Below are 21,903 nucleotides of genomic sequence, written 5' to 3'. Positions count from 1 at the left end.
GGGGCGGAGGTGAGCGGTTGTGCAGGAAATTTTGCAGGCGGTGTTCGCGCTGCTGGCGGCGGCGGGGCTGCTGGCCCTGGGCTGGCTGCTGCTGGGCAGGCTGGTGACCCCCATCGGGGATACCGGCGGCCCGGTGTACGCCGTGGTGCCCGCCGACGGCGGGGGAGAGCATCTGGAACAGGACGTAAAGGGCCTTTTGTGGCTGCGGGGCGGAAATCTGGCCCGCTTCACCATCGTCATCGCCGACAAAGGCCTGAACCCGGCGGGCCGGGCAGTGGCGGCGGCTCTGCTGGCCGACTCCACCGGCCTGGTGGTGTGCCCGGCAGACCAGCTGGGGGCGTACATTTTGGATAAATAGGATTCGACAAACCAGCCGCTTGATGGTATGATATCCCTGAACAGACAAGGAGGGGCGACCATGCAGGAGGCGGAACAGACTTACATCGAGGGCACCGTGTCAGCCGTAGTCTACCAGAACCAGGAGAACGGCTACACGGTGCTCCGTCTTGACATGGGGGATGGCGCCGCCATCACTGTGGTGGGCTGCATGCCCGGCGTGGCCCCCGGGGAGGGGATCTCGGTCCAGGGGGCCTGGATGCGCCATGCCTCCTACGGGGAGCAGTTCAAGGCCGAGGCGGTGGAGCGGCGGCTGCCTGCGGGAACAAAAGCCATCTATGATTACCTTTCCTCCGGGGCGGTGCGTGGCATCAGGGCCGCCATCGCCCGGCGGATGGTGGAGGAGTTCGGGGAGGACGCCCTCCGGGTGCTGGAGGAGCGTCCGGAGCAGCTGACCAAGATCAAGGGGATCACCCGCAAGCGGGCCCTGGCCATCGGGGAAAACTTCCGGCTCCAGATGGGGATGCGGCGGCTGCTGGAATTTCTGGGGGAGCATGAGGTGCCCCTCCAGCTGGCCATGCCCCTCTACCGCAAATTCGGGGACCGGGCCCTGGAGGCCATCCGGGGCAACCCCTATCTGCTGGTGGACGAGGAGCTGGGGGTGGCCTTTTCCGACGCCGACCAGCTGGCCCTGTCCATGGGCATGGAGGGGGACGACCCCCAGCGGGTGGAGGCCGCCCTGCTCTTTGAGTTGACCCACAATCTGGACAACGGCCACACCTTCCTGCCCCGGCGGAAGCTGATTCCCGCCACCGCCCAGCTCATCGGGGTGGAGGACGAGGCGTTGGAGGACGCCCTGGAGACCCTGCTGGAGCGGGGCGAGGTGATTCAGGAGGCGGTGGCCGGGGAGGAGGCGGTGTACCTCCATGACCTGTGCGAGGCGGAGCAGTACGTGGCCTGGCGGATCACCGAGATGGCCCGGGGGGAGCTGACGGTTCCACGGGGGCTGGACAGGCTCATTGACCGGCTCCAGGCCGACCAGGGGATCACCTATGCCCCCCAGCAGCGCCAGGCGGTGATGCTGGCGGCCCAGCGGCAGGTGATGCTCCTCACCGGCGGCCCCGGCACCGGCAAGACCACCTCCCTGCGGGGTGTGCTGGCCCTCTTTGAGGAGCTGGGGCTGGAGACCGCCCTGGCGGCTCCCACCGGCCGGGCGGCCAAGCGGCTGGGGGAGCTGTGCGGGGCGGAGGGGTACACCATCCACCGCCTGCTGGAGACCCAGTACGACCCCCATTCCGGCCGGCTGGTGTTTGCCCACGACGAGGAGGACCCCCTGAAGGCGGACGCCGTTATCGTGGACGAGACCTCCATGGTGGATATCGTGCTCATGCGGGGCCTGCTGTCCGCTCTGCGGCCCGACTGCCGGCTGATCCTGGTGGGAGACCCGGACCAGCTGCCCAGCGTGGGGGCGGGCAACCTGTTTTCCGACCTGATCCGCAGCGGGGTGGTGCCCATGGTGCGGCTGACGGAGATCTTCCGCCAGGCCGCCGAGAGCGCCATCGTCCGCAACGCCCACGGGGTCAACCGGGGGGAGCTGCCCGACCTGAAGGACCGGGAGCACGACTTTTTCTTCCTCCGGCGGAAGGACCCCGCCCGGGCCGCCGAGACCATCGTGGAGCTGGTGCAGACCCGCCTGCCCAACAACATGGGCATCCCCGCCGACCAGATCCAGGTGCTCTCCCCCACCCGCAAGCGGGTGGCGGGTACCGCCAGCCTGAACCGGGCCATTCAGGAGGCGGTGAATCCCCCCTCGCCCGACCGGCCGGAGCGGCGGTTCGGGGAGTATGTGTTCCGCCAGGGAGACCGGGTCATGCAGGTGCGCAACAACTACGATGTGGTGTGGAAGGACGGCCTGACCTCCGGCATGGGCATTTTTAATGGGGATATCGGCCGGATCATCCGGGTGGACAACCGGGAACAGACCCTGACGGTGGACTTTGAGGGCCGGCAGGTGGAATATACCCCCGACATGCTGGTGGAGCTGGAGCCCGCTTATGCCATCACGGTCCATAAGGCCCAGGGCAGCGAGTACCGGGCGGTGGTGCTGTCGGTGAGCGAGGGCCCCTCCGTGCTCCTCACCCGGGGGGTGCTGTATACCGCCATCACCCGGGCCCGGGAGCTGCTGATCCTGGTGGGTGACGAGGAAGTGGTGGCCGCCATGACCGCCAACGACCGCCAGCAGAGAAGGTATTCCGGCCTGCGGTGGCGGCTGGTGCAGATGGCGGAGTAAGAGGCAGAGGGGCTTTTCTGCGTAATGGTCCCGCTGTACCGGATTGGTAACGCGAGTTCCCCTCCGGGGGGTACATCCAATAGGGGGGCCCGCAGGCCCCCCTGATTGGTCGTTTTAAGGAGGGGGTACAGGGGGAGGGAAATCGAAATCCCTCCCCCTGTTGGCCTTTCGCCCCTTTCCGCCAGTGGAAAGGGGCCCGCCGGAGGCAATCCAAATATGGCGAACTTAACATGCACGCATAAGTCCAAGGTGCGTGCATAAAATAGGTAACATCACCTTGAAAGGTGGTGTTACCATGAAGCGAGACAAACACCTTGGAATCCGGCTGGACAGCCAACTGCATAAGAAGCTGGTCTATATTGCAGAATACGAGGGCCGTTCCCTGAATTGGCAAGTGATCCACCTCATTCAAGAATGCGTGCGCAATTTTGAAGCGGAGCACGGGCCCATCCCGGAGGAGGAACAGCCATGAGCAGCTGGGCGGCGAAGCTGTTGGATCTGCTGTTCCCGCCCAAATGCGTCTTTTGCGGCAAGCTTCTGCCCACGGGGGCGACCCACCTCTGTCCCCGCTGCCAGGAGGAGCTGCCCTGGCTGGAGGGCGGGGCGGCGGAGCAGACGGGGGAATTTTTCTCCCTGTGCGTCTCCCCGCTGCGGTATCAGGACAAGGTGCGGGAGTCGTTTCACCGGTATAAATTTCAGGGCCACCGGGGTTACCACAAGGCCTACGGCCTGCTGGTGGCCCAGTGTGTCCATGACCATCTGGCGGGGCGGTACGATCTGATCACCTGGGTGCCCCTCTCCAGCAAGCGGAAACGGGAACGGGGCTATGACCAGGCCTTTCTGCTGGCCAGCGCCGCGGCGCTGGAGCTGGGGGCGGTGGCGGTGGAGACCCTGCGCAAGGCCAGGGATAACACGCCCCAGTCCGGCCTGGAGGGAGAGGCGGAGCGCCGGGCCAATGTGCTGGGCGCCTACCAGCCGGTGGACCCGGAGCTGGTGGCGGGCAAGCGGGTGCTTCTCATCGACGATGTGGTGACCACCGGCTCCACCCTGTCGGAGTGCGCCCGGACCCTGCGCGCCATGGGCGCGGCCGATGTGGTGTGTGCGGCTCTTGCACGGGCCCATTGACGAAAAATTAAGAAAATTCGGAGAAAATGCCGTTGAAAAGGGGATAGTAGTCCGGTATAATAATAGGGACTATCCATGTGGTTTTGGGATACACTAAAAATATAGGTTTTATGACTATGAGGTGCTGATATGTTCACAAAAGATATCGGGATTGATCTGGGCACGGCCTCGATCCTGGTCTATGTAAAAGGCAAAGGCGTGGTACTGCGGGAGCCCTCCGTGGTGGCCATTGACAAGAATTCGGGCAAGCTGCTGAAGGTGGGCACCGAGGCCCAGCAGATGCTGGGGCGTACCCCCGGCAACATTGTGGCCATCCGTCCCCTGCGGGAGGGCGTGATCTCCGACTACGACATGACCGAGCGGATGCTGAAGGAGTTCATCCGCAAGGTGACCTCTTTCCGCCTGTTCAAGCCCCGTATCGTCATCTGCGTCCCCTCCGGCATCACCGAGGTGGAGGAGCGCGCCGTCATCGACGCGGGCATCCAGGCCGGCGCCCGCCGGGTGTACCTCATTGAGGAGCCGGTGGCCGCCGCTATCGGCGCGGGCATCGACATTGCCAAGCCCGACGGCCATATGATCGTGGACATCGGCGGCGGCACCACCGATATCGCCGTCATCTCCCTGTCCGGCATCGTGGAGTCCACCTCCATCAAGATCGCCGGCGACCAGTTTGACGAGGCCATTGTGAAATACATCCGCCGCAAGCACAACGTGCTCATTGGTGAGCGGACGGCCGAGGAGCTGAAGATGCAGATCGGTTGCGTGTTCCCCCGTCCCGAGGAGCAGACGGTGGAGATCAAGGGCCGCTGCCTGATGACCGGCCTGCCCCGGGTGTTCTCCGTGTCCTCCAGCGAGATGATCGAGGCCTTTGAGGAGGTCTCCACCCGGATTCTGGAGGCCATTCACGGCGTGCTGGAGCGCACGCCCCCCGAGCTGGTGGCCGATATCTCCACCAACGGCATCTGCATGACCGGCGGCGGCTCCCTGGTGTGGGGCTTTGACAAGCTCATCGAGTCCCATACCGGCATCGAGACCCACGTGGCCGACGACGCCATCTCCTGCGTGGCCTACGGCACCGGCAAGAGCCTGGACAACGTGGACAGCATGCAGGACGGCACCATCAACCTCTCCCGGCGCAAGCAGATGAACTGAATCACCAAAGCCCCCGGCGTCCGCCGGGGACTTTTTTTCGCCTGGAGTAGTTGAAACGGCGGGTTTGGTACGGTATACTGAAACAAGAGAAACGGCCCTGCGGCCTAATTGAGAAATGGAAAGGTGAATCGGATGGAACAGTCAAAGGTCCAGACCATAGCTGTGACCGCCGCCCGGGGGCGGCTGCTGGCCATGGATATGGTGCACGCCGCGGCCTCCGGCCATATTGGCGGCTCCCTGTCCTCCATGGACATTCTTACCACGCTGTATTTCCACGTCATGCGGGTGAACCCCGCCAACCCCAGGGACCCGGAGCGGGACCGGTTTGTGCTCTCCAAGGGGCATTGTACCCCCGCTCTCTACCCCATGCTGGCCCTGCGGGGCTTTTTCCCGGTGGCCGAGCTGTCCGCGTTCCGGCGCATTGACGGGCATATGTCCGGCCACGCCGAGATGCACGATGTAAAGGGTGTGGATATGTCCACCGGCTCCCTGGGCCAGGGCATTTCTGCCGCCGTGGGCATGGCCCTGGCGGGCAAGGCGGACCAGAAGGACTACCGGGTGTACACCCTGCTGGGCGACGGCGAGATCGAGGAGGGCCAAGTGTGGGAGGCCGCCATGTCCGCCGCCAAGTACCACCTGGACAACCTGTGCGCCATTGTGGACGTGAACGGCCTGCAGATCGACGGCCCCACCGCCGAGGTGATGCCCTCCGAGCCGCTGGACAAGAAGTTTGAGGCCTTCAACTGGAACGTGCTCCACGTGGACGGCCACGACTTTGACGCCCTGGACAAGGCCTTCCAGGCGGCGGCCGCCTGCAAGGGCAAGCCCACTGTGCTGCTGGCCAAGACTGTCAAGGGCAAGGGGGTCTCCTTCATGGAGAACAACTTCGGCTGGCACGGCAAGGCCCCCAACGACGAGCAGTACGCCCAGGCCCACGGGGAGCTGCTCCAGGGGCTGATGGAGCGGATGGAGCAGGCCGGCCTGCCGGCGTCGGAGCAGACCGCCACCACTTACGGCGTGCTCAGCGACAAGGAGGGAGTGTAAGCCATGAGTGAGAAGATCGCCACCCGGGTGGCCTACGGCAAGGCACTGGCGGAGCTGGGCAGCCAGTATCCCAATCTGGTGGTGCTGGACGCCGACCTGTCCGGCTCTACCCAGAGCCAGTTTTTCGCCAAGGCCTTTCCCGAGCGCTTTTACAACATGGGTATTGCTGAGGCCAATATGACCGGCGTGGCCGCCGGTCTGGCCACCTGCGGCAAAATGCCCTTTACCAACACCTTCGCCATGTTTGCCACCGGCCGGGCCTACGAGCAGGTGCGCAATTCTGTGGCCTATCCCCGGCTCAACGTAAAGATCGTGGGCTCCCACGGCGGCCTGTCCGTGGGCGAGGACGGCGCCACCCACCAGTGTATTGAGGACTATGCCCTCATGCGGGCCATCCCCAATATGATGGTGCTCTCCCCCTGCGACGGCCCCGAGATGCGCCTGGCGGTGAAGGCCCTGCTGGACTACGATGGCCCGGCCTATATGCGCCTGGGCCGGCTGGCGGTGGACAGCATCACCGACGAGGTGCCCGGCTATACCTTCCAGCTGGGCAAGGGCTCCGTGCTGCGGGACGGCTCCGACGTGACGGTGATCGCCACCGGCATGATGGTGCAGATGGCCTATGCCGCCGCCCAGACTCTGGAGGGAGAGGAGATCTCCGTCCGGGTCATCGACATGCACACCATCAAGCCCCTGGACCACGAGCTGGTGCTGAAGGCCGCCCTGGAGACCCGGTGCATTGTCACCAGCGAAGAGCACACCGTCATCGGCGGCCTGGGCTCCGCCGTGGCTGAGTTCCTGTCCGAGCACTGCCCGGTGCCGGTGGTACGCCACGGGGTCAACGACGAGTTTGGACGCTCCGGCGAGGCCAAGGCGGTACTGAAGGCCTACGGCCTCACCCCGGAGGGGATTGCCGACAAGGTGCGCCAGGCCCTGAAGCTGAAGAAATGAACGATATTCGACTGATTTGCCTGGACATGGACGGCACCCTGCTGGACGAGGACCACGCCACGGTACCTGAGCGCAACGTGGCCGCCCTCCGGGCGGCGGCGGAGCGGGGGGCGGCGGTGTCCATCGCCAGCGGCCGGGCCTGGGATCTGCTGCGGGAGGTACATGAGCAGCTGGGCGTTGCCCGGTATGCGGTGCTCTCCAACGGCGCGGCGGTGCTGGACGTGGCCACCGGAGAGTGGCTGTACGAAAATTGTGTGCCAGACGAGAGCAGGGTGAAGCTCATCGAGCTGCTGCTGGACTGGGGCCTGCCTGTGGAGGTCTACAGCCGGGGCAAGAACTATATCCAGCTGGACCAGCGGGAGCAGGTGCTGCAGTACGCCTTCAGCCCCCGGTTCAGGCGGGTTCTGGAGACCTGTTCCGAGTTTCCTGAAAGGCTGAACGAGGCCATTCCGGCGGGGACTGTGGAAAAGATCCACGTCTTTTATGTCCCGCCGGAGCGGCGGGAGGAGCTGAAGCGGCAGGCTCTGGCCTGGGGCCCGCTGTCTATCACCAACTCCTTCCAGAGCAATATGGAGTTTACCGCCGCTGGCGTCAACAAGGGGACGGCAGTGCAGGCTCTGTGCGCCAGGCTGGGCATCGGGCCAGAGCAGGTGATGGCCTTCGGCGACGCGGGCAATGACCTGGAGATGCTCCGCTGGGCGGGGTGGTCCTTTGCCATGGCCAACGGCAGCCAGGAGGCCAAGGCGGCCGCCCGGTATGTCACCGGCACCAATCACCAGGCCGGTGTGGGCATGGCGGTGGAGCAATATCTGCTGAACGGCTAAAAAAGCGGCGCATGACTCAGTCATGCGCCGCTTTTTTCCGGACTTGCCGGAGCCCGTTTCAGGCTGCGGAAATACCACAGCAGGAAGCAGAGGGTAAATACCAGGCACAGCCCCTCGGAGAGCAGGGGGGAGAGCCAGATGCCCGTATCCTGGAACAGGGTGGAGAGCGCCACCAGAGAGCCGGAGATCAGCACCAGACTCCGGCCGAAGGAGATGGTGAGGGCGGGCACGGGATGTTCCGTGGCGGTGAAAAAGCCGGAGATCACCACGTTGAAGCCCATAACCAGGAAAGACAGGGAGTAGAGCCGCAGGGCGTTGGCGGTGTAGTCAAACAGCGGGTCGCCGGACTCCAGGAACAGCCCCACAATAGGCCCGGCGAAAAGCTGGCAGATGAGGAAAAAGCCCAGCCCCGCCGCTGCCACCAGCCGCACGCCGTAGGTCAGGAACCTGTGGCACAGGGGCCGCTCCCCGGCTCCCAGATGGAAGCTGGACAGGGGCTGAATGCCGTGGGCGGTGCCGATCATAGTCATGAGCACCAGGGTGTTGACATAGCTGATGATGGTGTAGGAGGTGAGGGCGTCCTCTCCGATCACCGACAGAATGATCTGGTTGAACAGGAAGATCACAAACCCGTTGGAAAACTCGCTGAGTCCGTCGGACACGCCCAGGGGGATGATCCGGCGGTAAGCGCCCAGGTCAAACTTGAATTTGCCGAACCGCAGGGTCTCCCGATGGGTAAGGAAGTAGACCACGAACACAATGGTGGAGGTGACCTGGGACAGGCCGGTGGCCAGGGCGGCACCCCATACGCCCCAGTGGAAGTGCATCACGAACACATAGTCCAGCACCACATTCATGATTGCGCAGGACAGCACGCCGATGGTGCTGACGTGGGGGGCGCCGTCCGCCTTCACCTGGACCTCCAGGTTGTAGGATACGGTGAAAAACACGGAGAAACAGGCGATGATGCCCACATACTCCTTCACCAGGGGGAGCAGGTCTCCGGTGGCCCCCAGGAAGAGGGCCACCCGCTCCAGATTCAGCAGCACCGCCGCTGTCAGGACCAGGGAGAGCACGATGACCACAAACAGGTTCTGGTTAAAATAGTTGCGGGCTTTTTCCTTGTCCCCCTGCCCCAGGGCCAGGGACAGGACGGTGGAGGTGCCGGTGGCCAGCAGGATGCCGATGGTGAACACCAGGGAGACAAAGGGCATGGACAGATTGACTGCGCCCAGGGCATGGCTTCCCACCCCGTGGGCCACGAAAATGCCGTCTACCATGGTGTACAGGGAGAAGATCCACATGGAGACGATGGACGGGATGGTAAACTTGAAAAATTTGCTTACTAAGTTCAAGGGTAAAACCTCCTCTTGGGACTATGATAAACCCTCGAACCATCCGAGAGTCAAGGGGAGGAGAGAAAAAAGTTGAAGGAATATTATCCGATCCACGAGCTGGCCAAATTGTTTGACCTCTGCCCGGACACGCTGCGCTATTATGAGGAGAAGGGGCTGCTCCACCCCACCCGGGGAGAGAACCGCTACCGGCGGTATGGCATCCAGGATATCTGTACGCTGAATATCATCCGTGCGCTCCGGGCGCTGGATCTGCCCACCGGGGAGATCCGGGGCTACCTGGAGCGCCGGTCGGTGGGGGAGACCCTGGAGCTGCTGGGCCGGGAGGAGGCGCTGCTTCGCCGGAGGATGGCGGAGCTGGAGTCCGCCTGCCGGGAGGCGGAGGAGCGCCGCCGGCGGCTGGAGCGCTATCGGGACGTGGAGGCCGGGCAAGTGGAGCTGGTGGAGGAGCTGGAGCGGCCCTATGTGTTTCTGGAAAAGGACTTTATTCTGGAAAAAGAGGTGGATTTTCAGCTCAAGCGCCTGGAGCAGCGCCACCAGGACTACATTCAGGTGATCGGCAGCCAGTGTATGGGGGCGGCCCTGGACGGGGAGAGCCTGAAGCAGGGGATCTACAATCACTTTTCCCGTGTGTTTTTCCTCACCAAGCCCGGCCTTCCCTTTGACGACACGCTGCCCGCCGGAACCTATGCCCGGCTGTATTATCGGGGGGCCTATGACCGCCTGAAGGAGCACCTGGGTATCCTGCTGGCAGGGGTGAAAGGGGCCGGATACCGGCCGGCCGGGGCGCCCTTGGAGCTCTACCGCATCGACGCCCACGACACCAACCGGGAGGAGGAGTATGTGACCGAACTGCAGGTGTGGGTAACGGCCGCCGTATAAGGACAAACCTTGTCGGAATACAGTGGGACCAGGAGGTGTGACAGATGGTTCCAGCCTGGATTCTGCTGATGCTCAACAACCTGTTTTTTACCCTTCGTCTCTCTGGCGGAGTGACCGGCTCCTTTCCGCGGCCTCTGAAGGCGGAAGAGGAGCGGCGCTATCTGGAGCTTGCCGCGCAGGGAGATCTGGAGGCCCGCAACAAACTCATCGAGCACAACCTGCGCCTGGTGGCACATATTATTAAGAACGGTTGATGCGGAAGGAAAGAAATCCCGCAAAGCCAGCGGCGACGCGGCTTTGCGGGATTTGATATAGGATAAAGAAATGTGAATATGAAATACAATAAAGCTGGAGCAGCTGTGGTCTGACCTCAATTTGGATAAAGCACAGATGGAGATATGGATAGGGACAACTGTGGAAATCCATCCCCGCGCTGTTGATTCTGTGCGGTAAGGATGTTCCGTATTGCTTGTCTATTCTGCCAGAGACATTTTACTTTTTCAGTAAGCGCCTGGCTTTCCTCCAGAGGAAGTACCCAGTTCTCCATATGCAAATCACGGGCGATACCCAGAGATTTGACGGAATAACCCACAACCAAGGTGGGAACACCGGAGGAGTAACCCGCGATGGAAGCATGCGTTCTGGTACAGACCAGCAGTTCACACTGAGCAATCAGATATTTCAGCTGTGCTGCATTCAGTGGAGTGTTTGGCCGGCAGACACGCAGCTGTTCTTCTGGAGTCAACTGTTCCATAAGTGCGGTAAGGGCAGCTTGATCGTTATCTGACGGCATGGTGACATGGGGCAGTAGCAGCAATGCCTGTGTATGTTGAAGAAGCTGATGGGCTGTCTGGAGAAAATGCGCCATCAGCCCATCTTGCCGCCGCAATACAAGAGGGCTGAGATTGATTGCTGCAGTCCGACCTGGACAGAAGCCCTCTGGCAGCGGTACAGGCTGAGCGGGTAGGGTAAAGGCTGGATCAGACTGCAAGGAAAGATGTGTTATGCCATGGGTGAGCAGTGCCCGGTATGTCTCGCTTTCTCTGGTATAAATATGGTCGTGTTGACGTAGGATCTGTTCCATTCGACAATCAATCGACTCAGGCTGAATGGAACAGCCCCAGAGAATGCTGGTTGCTCCCCGTGTGTTTGCTGCTTTGTGAAAGATAGCTTGTCGGTGCCAGTTTGGATAGCAGTAATTATCGCCTCCAATACCAATACAAACGGTATTTTCATCTATTTCGGACAATGCATCGTGGTAAATCTGCCGGGCCCAAGATTCCCTTTCATCCAGTGTGGCGGCGGCACGTTCTTGGGGAACCAGAGATAGATCCGCAGGAATGAGTTTGTCCACCAGCTTGTCCACACCGAATTCTCTGTCCTGCTCCGGGAAATGTGTAGACAACAGGATTGGACCGCCCAGCTGCCGCAGGAGTGGAACCGTAGTGCGCACAATGGCCTCGGCCCCATGGTTGTAGGCACCACCATACCCATAGAGCAGAAATTTTTTCATGGTTTGGTTTCCATCTCCTTTAACGCAAGCTTTATAGCTGCTATATCATCCTGCTCCTCCATCCCCATTTCATCCAGTTCCTGCAGAATGTCTTTGCAGGCGGCGATATCCCTTTTTTCCAGATAGAATTGGGCTAGTTTCACCTTTCCGAACAGGAAGGCAGGCACCTGTTGTTCCAGTGCGGCCAGAGTCAGGTATAACTGGAGATAGGACTCTGCTCCATAGGAGAGCTGGCAGTTCATCAGAGCCTCCGTCATCCCATCCAGGGCGTTGATATTGTTCCCTTTTATTACCTCTGCACAGAGAGAGGGGTAGGTTCGGTAAAATTTGGCGTCCCGGATGGTGGAGATGGGGTTTTCTGGGAGCAGCCCGGCAAGTATGCCGGGCAGATCAAATTGCTTGATGTAACGCCCATGGGCGATCCGCTCTCCAAGTGCCAGAGCCAGCGAGGTCAGATTGTCCTGAAGAAGAAGGGACTGTAGGGCAGCATCCTTCTGGCAGAGCTTTAGAAGCTCCCCAGAGGTGTGGACACCGCATTGGGGACAAACAAGCCGTAATACAGGGAGCAGTGCGTCAAAATCCGCCTCGGTGCCCCGTTGGAGGGCTATAGATGCCAGTTGACGCAGCATTTCAAGGAAGTTTGTGCGTTCATTGGAACTGCATTGCAGCGCCTCAGCTGTTTGAGGGTGGGCTGCGATCTCCCCGCAGACTTCCAGCTTTTTACGCAGGGTGTTCTGCGCACCCAATGCTAAACGAACAGACTCACTTATGGAAGAGAGATATACCCGTTTCAGCCACTCCTTTTTCTGAGCATCAAACGTGTGGTGGTTCACCAGAAATGTGCGGATGTGGTCGCAATAGGCCAAATTGGCTTCAAACCGTTTGGGGTTGTACTCGTAGCTTACACTGTTTTTCCGGATACGGTAATGGTACATGGCCGAGTTGTCAATACCAATACGGTTACACTGCTCTAAATATTTGAGCATAGTTAGAGTATCGCCACCATAGGCATATCGGCGTTCTAAAATAGATCTGTAATCCGTTTTTCTCCATAGATCCAACCGAGTGATACTTGCCCATGTTGTACTTGGGAATGTCCAAATTTGGGGATATTGTATGGCAAACTGATCTGTAGATAGCACGACTGGATTGTTCAATTTTCGTAAAACATTTCTTGTATTGGTGTCCTCGTGGTGACATATGGTGCCTGTTAGTGCAATATCTAAATCATTTTCTTCCAGTAAAGAAATCGTTGTTTTTAAATAATTAGAATCCCACCAATCGTCAGAATCCAACATTGTAAACAATTCGCCGCTGGACATTTGCGTAATTAGGTCTGCCCAAAAACCGCTTCGGTTAATATCAAAACGTATAAGCCTAATTCTAGAGTCTTTTGATGCAAAGAGTCTCAATAATTCGCTACTACCATCTGTACAACCATTGTCTACTATAATATATTCAAAATTTGAGTATGTTTGCTGTAATACACTTTGTATACATTGTTCCAAATACGGTTTAGTATTATAAACTTGTGTATAAACAGTTACTTTCGTATCCATAGAAGTATCCTATTTTATTTGTTCTGCTGGTGGAAAGCGAATAGAATCATCGCACAAACCATTGCAATAAGCACATGATTCGGAAAATTTTGCTTCTTTTAATCTTTGAATTTGATTTCTTTTTTCTGTTAAAGACACATTGCTATATATGTCAACTATATCGCTTGTGTTTTCTGGAAGTATACCAAGATACTTACGGTAAGTTGCCCGGTTACAACGTGACAAATACCTACAAGATGATGCTACAAAAAAGATATCTTTACGAAAAGCACATTTTATAGCATGAGCTTTAATTTCGTCCATTGTATGATATTTCTTGCTGTGATCTCCATAATCTACCCAACCACCATGAAACATATCCTGACCATGATAGCATATTCTGCGGTAGTCTATACATAATTCCTCACAAAGTTGGCACAAATAGTCCGCATTAGCGGATAAAGCAGGTCCATAATCACTGATATGAAATCGAAGTTTATTCCAAATTTTGGAATAATATTTTTGCAGTTCTAGTAAATATATTCTATTTGGCAATATAGTTCCATTTGTCAAAATAAGTAATCTGTTTATTCTGTTAGAATATTTAGAAGCATATGCAATCATACTCCACAAGTCTTGGTGCAACAATGGTTCCCCTCCAGAAAAAGACAGGTCACCGACTTCATCTACAATAGAAAATATTTCATCTAAGAAGGTTTCTACTTCTTTTAAAGTATAGTGAGGTTGCGGCTTATAATAAGGTGAGTATTCTGCGCATAATTTACACTTGAGTGTACATCTTTCAGTCACAACAATAGATAATCTAGGCAAATCTAATTTATTCAAAAGTATCCTCCTCCTGTCCGGAAAAGTTTGCGGGAAGTTGCTCGGCCGGAACATACCGTTTGGAGTCGGGTAATACGCCGTCACAATATGCACACGAAGTTGTAAATCCTTTTGAAATCATTTTTTTTACAATGTTTCGCAGTTCTTCAATAGATTTACTTGTATCATAAAAATCTACAAATTCATCTGGATTTTTTGGAATTAGCCCTAAATATGTTCTACGGTAAGATCGTGCGCAATTATGCATTTCTCCACCTGTAATAATAAAACACTGTCCTCCTGTTTGCTTTAAACACATCTGTGCGTGATTCTTTATTTCATCTTCAGTGAAGTACTTTTGTACATGGCGTCTTAAATCCACCCAGCCATCACAAAATAGCTTATCTCCTGAATACGAAATCTCTCGATATTTTATTTGGTTTTCTGCCAAAATATTTTTTAAGTTATCGCAATAAATAGATTTATCATTTCCGTAGTTACTAATATTTACTTGAAATTTTTCACCGCACTTTTTCATCTCGTTTAGCAATAAATCGTCAGGCAGCATTGTGCCGTTTGTAAGGACAAGCAACCTGTCATATTTTGAACTATATTTTCTGGCTCTTTCTAAAAAGATGGGCAAATCATGGTGTAACAGCGGTTCACCGCCACTAAAAGATATATCACCTACATGATCCACGACAGAAAAAAATTTGTCTATTGTTGTTATGATTTGCTCTTTTGTAAAATGAGGCTTGGGATTATAATATGGAGAATAACTTCCACATAGTTTGCAGCGCAAGGTACACCGATGAGTAATAATTATACCAACACGCAATAATGTTACTGAATCCAATGCCACTGTTAATCGCTCCATTCTTTATTTTCTAGCAATTCCCTTGCTTTAAAATAGCCTATGTTATCTAAAAGAGAAAAAAACATACTTCTATATAAATTGGAGTTCGTAGGGACAGAATTTATGATACACGCATTATGATTTTTCACGAATTCTAATGAGATATTATCAATCGTATATAAATTTTGAACCGTATGCCAAAGCTGCTTACCCTTTTCTGAATGTATTATCACTACAGAAACACCTTTGTTTACATCTATGTCCTGAAGCAAATTTTCTATTCCCCAAAAGTCACCAAGCGTTAGATCGACAGGCCTGGAAACACCTTTGAAACTGCATTGATAGCAGGATGGACGCATATAACAACTGATCTTTCTTTTGATGTACCCAAGCATAAATGGGTCTGTCTCCCTGTCTGCTAAATAGACTTCTCCATTCTCAAAGAGAATCTTTGTGCAAAAATGGTTCCAGCCATGGGTTTTGTTTTTAAACCAGACTTGTTTGATTGGAGAACGATAAGTCCTTTCGAGCTCTTTTAGATAAGCTAAATATACTTTGGGGGAATTAACACCCCGGCAAATAAAATCACAAAGGTATAGATGGTCATATTTCTGGCCGAGAAAAATGTTGAGTGCGGCACATTGACACGGTGTGCCAACAAAAAGCACCGGAGTTCCGCTCTTTAAGGCGGCCTGGACCTGGCGATAAATATATCCCGCTTCACTTTGTACATATTTTGACTGGCGGAGCTTTTCAAGCTCATTCGAGGAGTGGATCAATACGTGCTCCACAAGGTGGTCTTTGCGGTATTGGGCGCCTGCTACCATGCCGCCTTCCGCAAAAACTGCCTCAGCTAAATGAGTAAAAACACCGCCGGAGGTGCTATGAAAACGCACACTCTCATTTTTTGACCATGCGGCATAGCATTTTGGCTTTTCCCAAGAGAGTGGCTCTGACACAGGGGAAAGAACGGGACACACGGTTACGCATTTGGAACACTGAATGCATTGATTTGTATTAATTACAGGATAGAAAAAGCCTTCCTGATCTGTCTCCATGGAGATACAGTTAGTCGGGCACCGATTTAAGCATGCCCAACAACCGGTACACTGCTCTTTGGGTAAGTCAGCAACGGTGACTAATTCCATGACACATTCTCCCTTATAATGCGGGCCGGTACTCCTGCCGCAATGCACCGTTCAGGGATATTCCCAGTAACAACGCTTCCGGCTGCAATGACCGCGCCATCTCCAATGGATACCCCTTTAAGAATAATGGCACCATAACCGATCCAAACATGGTTTCCGATTCTGACGGGAGAGGGCGGGTTGCATAGATTCCCTTCCACATTCAGCAGAGCGTGATGATCCGAGTCGGTTATATAGACATTTCGAGCTACAAATACACCATTGCCAAGGGTGATGGATTGCGTACACATAATAGATGAACCCGTATTCAGATACCCTTTGCCAACGGTTAAGCAGGCGTTTTCTGTAATTTCTATAGATGCACCGAAAAACAGTTGGAAACGCTGTTTTACCTGAAAGCTGCCGTTCTCACGGAGTTTAAGAAATGTTTCAGCCTGGCTTCCGCTGCGAAGATTTCCACCGATGACCAATTCGCTGGATAGTTGTATAGATGCTGTAGGTGCAAGGTCAAGAATAGCATGCCCACATAGTGTTATTTTCCCGCCTTGCCGCTGAATCTGCGATGTAAAATGATTTCGGTACCAACTGATTACCGGATGAAAACCGGTAGGTCTATGGGACACAATAATTCCCCCCGCTCAGGATGTACTGCTCCATAAACTTTTTTTCGTAGGGCAAAATTTCTGGACACGTTAAAAAGCGTTCTCGAAATGTCCACAGTTGCCCCATCAACTTGGCGCCTATGTCCTTACACCCTTTTAGATCCAACCGTTGAATCTTTTCCACCATGGAGATCATAAATGACCATTCAAAATATTGAAAGACCTCGGCGCTGTTTGGAAATTTTTCACTCAGCCACTGGGTACGGGTGCGATAGGCATCCAGATATTCCTGCAGGGTCTCCGGGGTAAGCAGACTGTGGTTTGTTGTCCATGCGGAATTGTTGCCTGGATGGCGGCAGATATTATATTTCAGCAGGCCGTGATAAGCGACTTGCTCACATTCTGCCAAGAGACGATACATCAATGCGATATCATCGTATGTTACTGCCTCTGGAAAACGCAGCAACTCCATTTTTTGTTGGCGGATCATTTTGGTTGGAAATCCTACATTGTACTTTTTTCGCCACATCAGTTCGATAAGGGCTTCCTCGGCGGTCATGATCTTTTTTTCGTCAAAGACCCGGCCGGTGGCGCCGCAGATGGCCACATCGGCTCCATTTTCCTCCAGAAGGCTGACCAAAAATTCCAGAAAGTCCGGCTCGGCCCAGTCATCATCGTCAATGAAGGTCAGATACTTTCCCCGGGCGGCATCCAGCGCTGTATTACGCCCGGCCCCGATGTTGCCCCGCGGGCGGTGAATGACTCGTATCCTGTGATCCAGAGCGGCATATTCCTCCGCAATGGCGCCGCTTTGGTCCGTGGAGCCGTTGTCCACGATAATAAATTCAAAGTCAGAAAAGGTCTGAGCCAGTATGCTTTCGATTGCCCGGCTCACCATGGTTTCCCGGTTATAGGTCAGCATGAGGACCGAGACCGTTACTTCTTCCAAACGACCCATGGGGCATCTCCTTTCTGCCACAGAGCCTCCAACAGTCCTTTATCCCGCTGGGTGTCCATACACTGCCAAAAGCCGGGATGCTTATAGATGCCCAGCTTGCCCTCTTTTGCCAGGGCCTCCAAAGGGGCACGTTCCAGCACACAGGACTCGTCGGCGCTGAGATAGTCGAACAGCTCCGGCTGGGCCGCCATAAAGCCGCCGTTGATCCAGCCGCCGTCCTCCTTGGCCTTTTCGCGGAACCCCACCACGGTGTCACCCTCCTCCGCAAGGTCCAGCACGCCGAACCGCCCGCCGGGCTGGATGCCAGTGAGCGTCACCACCTTGCCGCTGCGCTGGTGCTGCTCCAACAGGGCGCGGAGGTCCACATTGCTCACCCCGTCGCCATAGGTCAGCAGGAAGGGTTCGTCCCCAACGTATTTCTGCACCCGTTTGATCCGACCTCCTGTTTGGGTTTTCAGACCGGTATCCACCAGTGTTACCCGCCAGGGCTCCGCCACATTGCTGTGGACAGTCATCCGGTTTTCAGCGGAAAAATCAAAGGTCACATCAGAGCGGTGCAGGTAATAGTCGGCAAAGTATTCCTTGATAATGTATCCTTTATAGCCGCAGCAGATAATGAAGTCCTCAAAACCAAAAGTGGAGTAATACTTCATAATGTGCCACAGAATGGGCTGGTCGCCGATGGCGATCATGGGCTTGGGCTTTAGGTGGCTCTCCTCGCTGATACGGGTGCCCAGCCCACCGGCCAGAATGACCACTTTCATGGATAAAACATCCTTTCGCTATTGTACCAACCCGCCAAAAACAGGGGCGTCCAGGCCATCGATCAAATAAGCTACCTTTTGGTAGACATCACTCTGCTTTAGTGCAGCTACCGCCGGGTCATCAGGGGGATACTGCGCCAGTATAGCCCGCACCTTTTCCGCCAGCGCCAGCAGTTCGGGCGATGCGTTTTGCCGCTGCCGCTCCTCCAGCTGCTTTAAGAGGTAGTCCACCATATGCTTCATAGCGGGGGCGGCGCCCAGTGCGGCTTTCAGGGCACGGACATATTCCAGGTTATTTCCCTGGGAAAAGGCGGTATTGGCCCGTATGAGATACAGCGCAAAGCGGTGCAGCCCAGGCAATACAAGCCATTCCCCCTCATCCAACAGTAGTTGCGGATGATAGAGTGCGGGGAGATAGTCGGCGGCCAAGTCGATGAACAGGGTGGCCAGTTCCATCAGGCCGGATCCGCCTTCCCAGTCTGCACCTCGCACCGCGGCGGCGGAAAGCTGGAACAGGAACTGAAATCGAATCATAGAGGCTCTGAAATCATCGCATGTTGCCCATTGCGGCAGGTATGTCCTCAGGGTTGGGGCTTCCCCAAGTGCTGCGGCTATGGTACGCAGGCGTTCCCCGCCTTGTTGATAAAAGGCTGCCGGCAGCGCAACGCCCTGTTCCACAGCGTGAAGTACGACTGCCACAGGAACATCCTTCCAGCACTCCAGGGTATTCAGTTCCTCCGCAAGCGCTTTTTTTTCCGACAGATCCATCACGCGGGCAGATCTGCCCAAATCTCTGGGTGCCTGGGAGTACAGCCGCCAGCTGCCGGAGCGGTCCTGAAAAATCTGCCCAGCCTGGAGAATACAGGCTCGTTTCAGCTCCTGAACCTGAGTATCGTCCGGCTCATCCAAGGCCCACAATGCGGAAAGGATACGGCTATATAATGCGCATGCTTTTTCCCATACCTGCTTTAGGCGAGTCAGAAGGCCCAGCGTGCGCAAGAAAAGCGTTGAGGCATGGCACAGCCGCCTCAAATCCAGTCCTTCTAAGCCCTGGAGCGCCTCCTCCTGTCGGCCAAGCGCCTCCAGAGATTCACAGCGCAGCAGGCGTCCGAACAACATGGAATTGGGAATCGCATAGGTGGGTGCGCTGCGGGAGATTTCCATCAGGTCGTAGCGCTTGGCCCAATAATCGGTGCAGCCCTGCTCATATCGTTCCACCCAGTCCAGAGCAGTCTGATAATCCTGTTTCCCGTGATAGTAAGCGGCGGCGGAGGCGGACACATCAATTCGGCAGATAATGGATTGGAAAAAAGGCTGCTCTACGCCCCAGGCCAGCCATTCCTCGGCCTGTGGTAGGTCTTCCTCCAGTGCGGTACACACGGCGTACCGATACAGTGGGGCCACACAACCCGCATTTGCAGAGGAAATCTGCCCGCCCTGTACAAACTCCATGGCCTGGTACAGATAGCCCATACGTTCATCCTTGTGGTACCGGCTGGACTCAATGCATTGCAGCAGCCGGTCTGGGTCTTTGGGATGATTGGCCAATTCCTGGCGTAAAAGAAGCAAGTTTCGCTCCATTTTCGCCTTTTTTGCCGTTAGATCGTCAATGGTGTAGCCGTCGTGGTGCAAAATGACCCGCTCCAGCAAACGGGTCGGTATCCGGGCACCCTGGGGCCAGGTTTCATGAATTTGCCCTTCGTAGCGGGCACCCGTATCCCGTCGGGCCAGGCGCTGAGCCATGAAATCGCTGTAGTCATCCTCTGCCATATCACGGGTATGGTAGTTCCGCTGGACCACGGCGGCAAACCCATTTTGCTTGTCCCGAGGCAAAGAAAGAAATTCCACCAGCTGAGAGATATCCGGGTCCAGATATTCGTCAGCGTCCACAGTGAAGTACCACTTACCAGAAGCTCTGTCCATCACAGCATTGCGGGCTGCGGAAAAATCATTCACCCATGGAAAATCAAAGACCAGATCGGCATACCGCTGTGCGATCTCCCGCGTTGCGTCGGTGGAGCCGGTGTCGGCGATAATCAGCTCACAGGGAAGCGCGTTTCGCAGAGGTTCCAGGGCTTTCAGACATTTTTCCAGACTACGTGCTTCATTTTTTACAATCATTCCGATGGACAGCAGGGGTTTCGTCATGGAGATGGCACGTCCTTTCATCAGCTGGGTAGAATGAAAAAGGGGGCGGCCCTATGGAGCCGCCCCCTTTTATCAGGCTTCTCAGAGCAACAGATCTGAGGCGACCTGGGATTACTGCAGCAGCTGCAGCACGCCCTGAGGCACCTGATTGGCCTGAGCCAACATGGCCTGAGCAGACTGGATCAGGATGTTGTTCTTGGTGTAGGACATCATCTCGTCGGCGATGTCGGTGTCGCGGATGGTGGACTCGGCGTCCTGGATGTTCTCCTGCATCACGGACAGGTTGTTGATGGTGTGGTCCAGACGGTTCTGGGTGGCGCCCAGAGTACCACGGACGTCAGACACATAGTTGATGGCGTCCTTGATCTGGTCCAGAGCGGCGGCAGCGCCAGACTGAGTGCCGATGTCCAGGCTGGAGATGCCCAGAGCGGCCACGTGGCAGTCCTTGATGGCCACGTTCAGCTGGTTGAAGCTGTCGCTGGTGTCGCCGATCTGCAGGGTCAGGGAGTTGCCGGTCAGGCTCAGGGTATCCTTGGTAAAGAGGATGTCGGTATCGCTGATTCCAGAATTTGCCGGTTCGGCACCCGTATCATACACCTTGGTCTCCATGCCGGTGACACGGCTCACCTCGGCTGCGATTTGCTTAGCATCATCATTATCAATTGCGTCATCGTCCTGGCTGATGATGGTGACGTCGTCACCCAGGGCCTTGATCTGGTCGTTGGTCAGGCCGGTACCGATCAGGAACTTGTGGCCATCCAGCTCAAAGATCTTGGCCTGCAGATCCTCCAGCTTATCGGTGGCCGCACCCACCTTCAGCTTGCCTGCATCAAATTTCTGCATGGAATCCAGCGCCGCCGTGGTGACAGTGGCGTTGTCACCCATGGAAGCAGCAAGAGCGGGATTGTTTTTTCCAATGGAGAAGTTGTGGCTGACGCCGGTGGAGATCACCTGGGCGCCGGCGCTGCCCTCAGCGCGGGCGGTAAACTGGAAGGCATTATTGGTGACGGTAATATCAAAGTTGTCGGAGAAGGTCTTGTCCGCCTTCAGGCTGGCCTGGATCGCATCGGATACCTGAGCCGCGGTCAGGGTGCCGGTGCTGGAGAGGGCATACTGATTGCCATTGACATCAGTGAAGTAGTTGTTGGAGGTGGTGCTGCTGACAGCGCCAGTGCCGTCGCCCTGATAGGTCAGCTTGACGGTGGTGGTCTGCTGCTTGCCGTTGCCGTCCGTCCAAGTGACGGTGTAGTCCATGCTCTTGCCAATGTCGTCAGTGGTCAACCCCCTGAGGTCCACGGTGTTAGCGGCGGCGGCAGTGGTGTACACACCCTTGATGGCCACGCTGTTGTCCATGGCCACGTTGTCCACCTGGGAACCACCGGACAGGGAGCCGTCCAGCAGCTGGATGCCGTTGAAGTTGGCGGAATCGGCGATACGGTCGATTTCGGTCTTCAGCTGGGTGACTTCCTTCTGCAGCTGGGCACGGTCGGTCTCGTTCTCGTAGGTGCCGTTGGCGGACTGCTCAGCCAGGGAGTACATACGGTTGAGCATGTCGTGAACCTCAGTCAGGGCGCCCTCAGCGGTCTGCACCA

The 21,903-nt window shown here is 56.0% G+C and carries 21 protein-coding genes; 10 read left to right on the top strand and 11 right to left on the bottom strand.

The genetic code is table 11. The features are described from left to right. The first annotated feature begins 19 nt into the window (after positions 1 to 19). From B5F88_RS08980 to B5F88_RS08950, 8 genes are all read left to right on the top strand, one after another. Entirely contained in the window at positions 20 to 358 is a 339-nt protein-coding gene (locus B5F88_RS08980) for a hypothetical protein (protein ID WP_087344598.1), read from the top strand. Positions 359 to 418: 60 nt separating this feature from the next. Then, entirely contained in the window at positions 419 to 2,626 is a 2,208-nt protein-coding gene (locus B5F88_RS08975; protein WP_087344595.1) for an ATP-dependent RecD-like DNA helicase, read from the top strand. Positions 2,627 to 2,921: 295 nt separating this feature from the next. Beyond that, a complete protein-coding gene (locus B5F88_RS21050) occupies positions 2,922 to 3,098 on the top strand; it encodes a hypothetical protein (RefSeq protein WP_191399417.1) in 177 nt (58 codons plus the stop codon). Next, positions 3,095 to 3,751, top strand: coding sequence for a phosphoribosyltransferase family protein (locus B5F88_RS08970; protein WP_087344591.1), 657 nt, complete (start codon positions 3,095 to 3,097; stop codon positions 3,749 to 3,751). Before B5F88_RS21050 ends, B5F88_RS08970 begins: the two co-directional genes overlap by 4 nt. Positions 3,752 to 3,880: 129 nt before the next feature. Beyond that, on the top strand, positions 3,881 to 4,903 hold the full coding sequence (gene mreB / locus B5F88_RS08965; RefSeq protein ID WP_087344588.1) for a rod shape-determining protein MreB: 1,023 nt from the start codon (positions 3,881 to 3,883) through the stop codon (positions 4,901 to 4,903). A 132-nt stretch (positions 4,904 to 5,035) separates the two neighbouring features. After that, positions 5,036 to 5,947 carry a transketolase gene (locus B5F88_RS08960; RefSeq protein WP_087344585.1) on the top strand — a complete coding sequence of 304 codons (912 nt, stop codon included), beginning with the start codon at positions 5,036 to 5,038 and terminating at the stop codon, positions 5,945 to 5,947. Positions 5,948 to 5,950: 3 nt separating this feature from the next. Further along, positions 5,951 to 6,898: a transketolase family protein gene (locus tag B5F88_RS08955; protein WP_087344582.1), complete on the top strand. Its 948-nt coding sequence runs from the start codon at positions 5,951 to 5,953 to the stop codon at positions 6,896 to 6,898. Further along, positions 6,895 to 7,722, top strand: coding sequence for an HAD family hydrolase (locus B5F88_RS08950; protein WP_087344579.1), 828 nt, complete (start codon positions 6,895 to 6,897; stop codon positions 7,720 to 7,722). The genes B5F88_RS08955 and B5F88_RS08950 overlap by 4 nt, the downstream gene beginning before the upstream one ends. Before the next feature lie 20 nt (positions 7,723 to 7,742). Here the strand turns inward: B5F88_RS08950 and B5F88_RS08945 are convergent, their stop codons facing one another. Beyond that, entirely contained in the window at positions 7,743 to 9,077 is a 1,335-nt protein-coding gene (locus B5F88_RS08945; protein WP_242959702.1) for an MATE family efflux transporter, read from the bottom strand. Between the two features lie 72 nt (positions 9,078 to 9,149). Here B5F88_RS08945 and B5F88_RS08940 point away from each other — a divergent pair, with 72 nt between their 5' ends. Both B5F88_RS08940 and B5F88_RS08935 read left to right on the top strand, forming a co-directional pair. Next, positions 9,150 to 9,959, top strand: a complete 810-nt coding sequence (locus tag B5F88_RS08940; RefSeq protein ID WP_087344576.1) for a MerR family transcriptional regulator — start codon at positions 9,150 to 9,152, stop codon at positions 9,957 to 9,959. Positions 9,960 to 10,003: 44 nt separating this feature from the next. Next, entirely contained in the window at positions 10,004 to 10,213 is a 210-nt protein-coding gene (locus tag B5F88_RS08935) for a sporulation sigma factor SigK (RefSeq protein ID WP_087344573.1), read from the top strand. Positions 10,214 to 10,329: 116 nt separating this feature from the next. On the opposite strand, the gene B5F88_RS08930 is transcribed toward B5F88_RS08935, so the two are convergent. The 10 genes from B5F88_RS08930 to B5F88_RS21785 all read right to left on the bottom strand — a co-directional run. After that, entirely contained in the window at positions 10,330 to 11,472 is a 1,143-nt protein-coding gene (locus B5F88_RS08930) for a polysaccharide pyruvyl transferase family protein (protein WP_087344572.1), read from the bottom strand. Then, complete coding sequence (locus tag B5F88_RS08925) at positions 11,469 to 13,031, bottom strand: glycosyltransferase family 2 protein (RefSeq protein ID WP_087344569.1); 1,563 nt, start codon at positions 13,029 to 13,031, stop codon at positions 11,469 to 11,471. Before B5F88_RS08925 ends, B5F88_RS08930 begins: the two co-directional genes overlap by 4 nt. A 9-nt stretch (positions 13,032 to 13,040) precedes the next feature. Continuing rightward, a complete protein-coding gene (locus tag B5F88_RS08920; protein ID WP_162612149.1) occupies positions 13,041 to 13,856 on the bottom strand; it encodes a radical SAM protein in 816 nt (271 codons plus the stop codon). Continuing rightward, positions 13,849 to 14,697, bottom strand: coding sequence for a radical SAM protein (locus B5F88_RS08915; RefSeq protein ID WP_162612148.1), 849 nt, complete (start codon positions 14,695 to 14,697; stop codon positions 13,849 to 13,851). The genes B5F88_RS08920 and B5F88_RS08915 overlap by 8 nt, the downstream gene beginning before the upstream one ends. A 2-nt stretch (positions 14,698 to 14,699) precedes the next feature. After that, on the bottom strand, positions 14,700 to 15,839 hold the full coding sequence (locus tag B5F88_RS08910; RefSeq protein WP_087344558.1) for a Coenzyme F420 hydrogenase/dehydrogenase, beta subunit C-terminal domain: 1,140 nt from the start codon (positions 15,837 to 15,839) through the stop codon (positions 14,700 to 14,702). Then, positions 15,830 to 16,462: an acyltransferase gene (locus B5F88_RS21790; RefSeq protein WP_087344554.1), complete on the bottom strand. Its 633-nt coding sequence runs from the start codon at positions 16,460 to 16,462 to the stop codon at positions 15,830 to 15,832. Before B5F88_RS21790 ends, B5F88_RS08910 begins: the two co-directional genes overlap by 10 nt. Then, a complete protein-coding gene (locus B5F88_RS08900; protein WP_087344549.1) occupies positions 16,452 to 17,399 on the bottom strand; it encodes a glycosyltransferase family 2 protein in 948 nt (315 codons plus the stop codon). Before B5F88_RS08900 ends, B5F88_RS21790 begins: the two co-directional genes overlap by 11 nt. Further along, positions 17,378 to 18,163 (bottom strand): glucose-1-phosphate cytidylyltransferase, encoded by a 786-nt coding sequence (rfbF, locus tag B5F88_RS08895; RefSeq protein WP_087344546.1) that lies wholly within the window; start codon positions 18,161 to 18,163, stop codon positions 17,378 to 17,380. Before rfbF ends, B5F88_RS08900 begins: the two co-directional genes overlap by 22 nt. Before the next feature lie 18 nt (positions 18,164 to 18,181). Beyond that, positions 18,182 to 20,311 carry a glycosyltransferase gene (locus B5F88_RS08890; RefSeq protein ID WP_162612147.1) on the bottom strand — a complete coding sequence of 710 codons (2,130 nt, stop codon included), beginning with the start codon at positions 20,309 to 20,311 and terminating at the stop codon, positions 18,182 to 18,184. 111 nt (positions 20,312 to 20,422) lie between these two features. Further along, the coding region (locus tag B5F88_RS21785; protein WP_275532926.1) for a flagellin at positions 20,423 to 21,903 on the bottom strand (1,481 nt) is incomplete at its 5' end.

Source organism: Flavonifractor sp. An306, assembly GCF_002159455.1.
GTDB lineage: Bacteria > Bacillota > Clostridia > Oscillospirales > Oscillospiraceae > Flavonifractor.
This window is presented reverse-complemented; position numbering and strand designations above follow the sequence as displayed.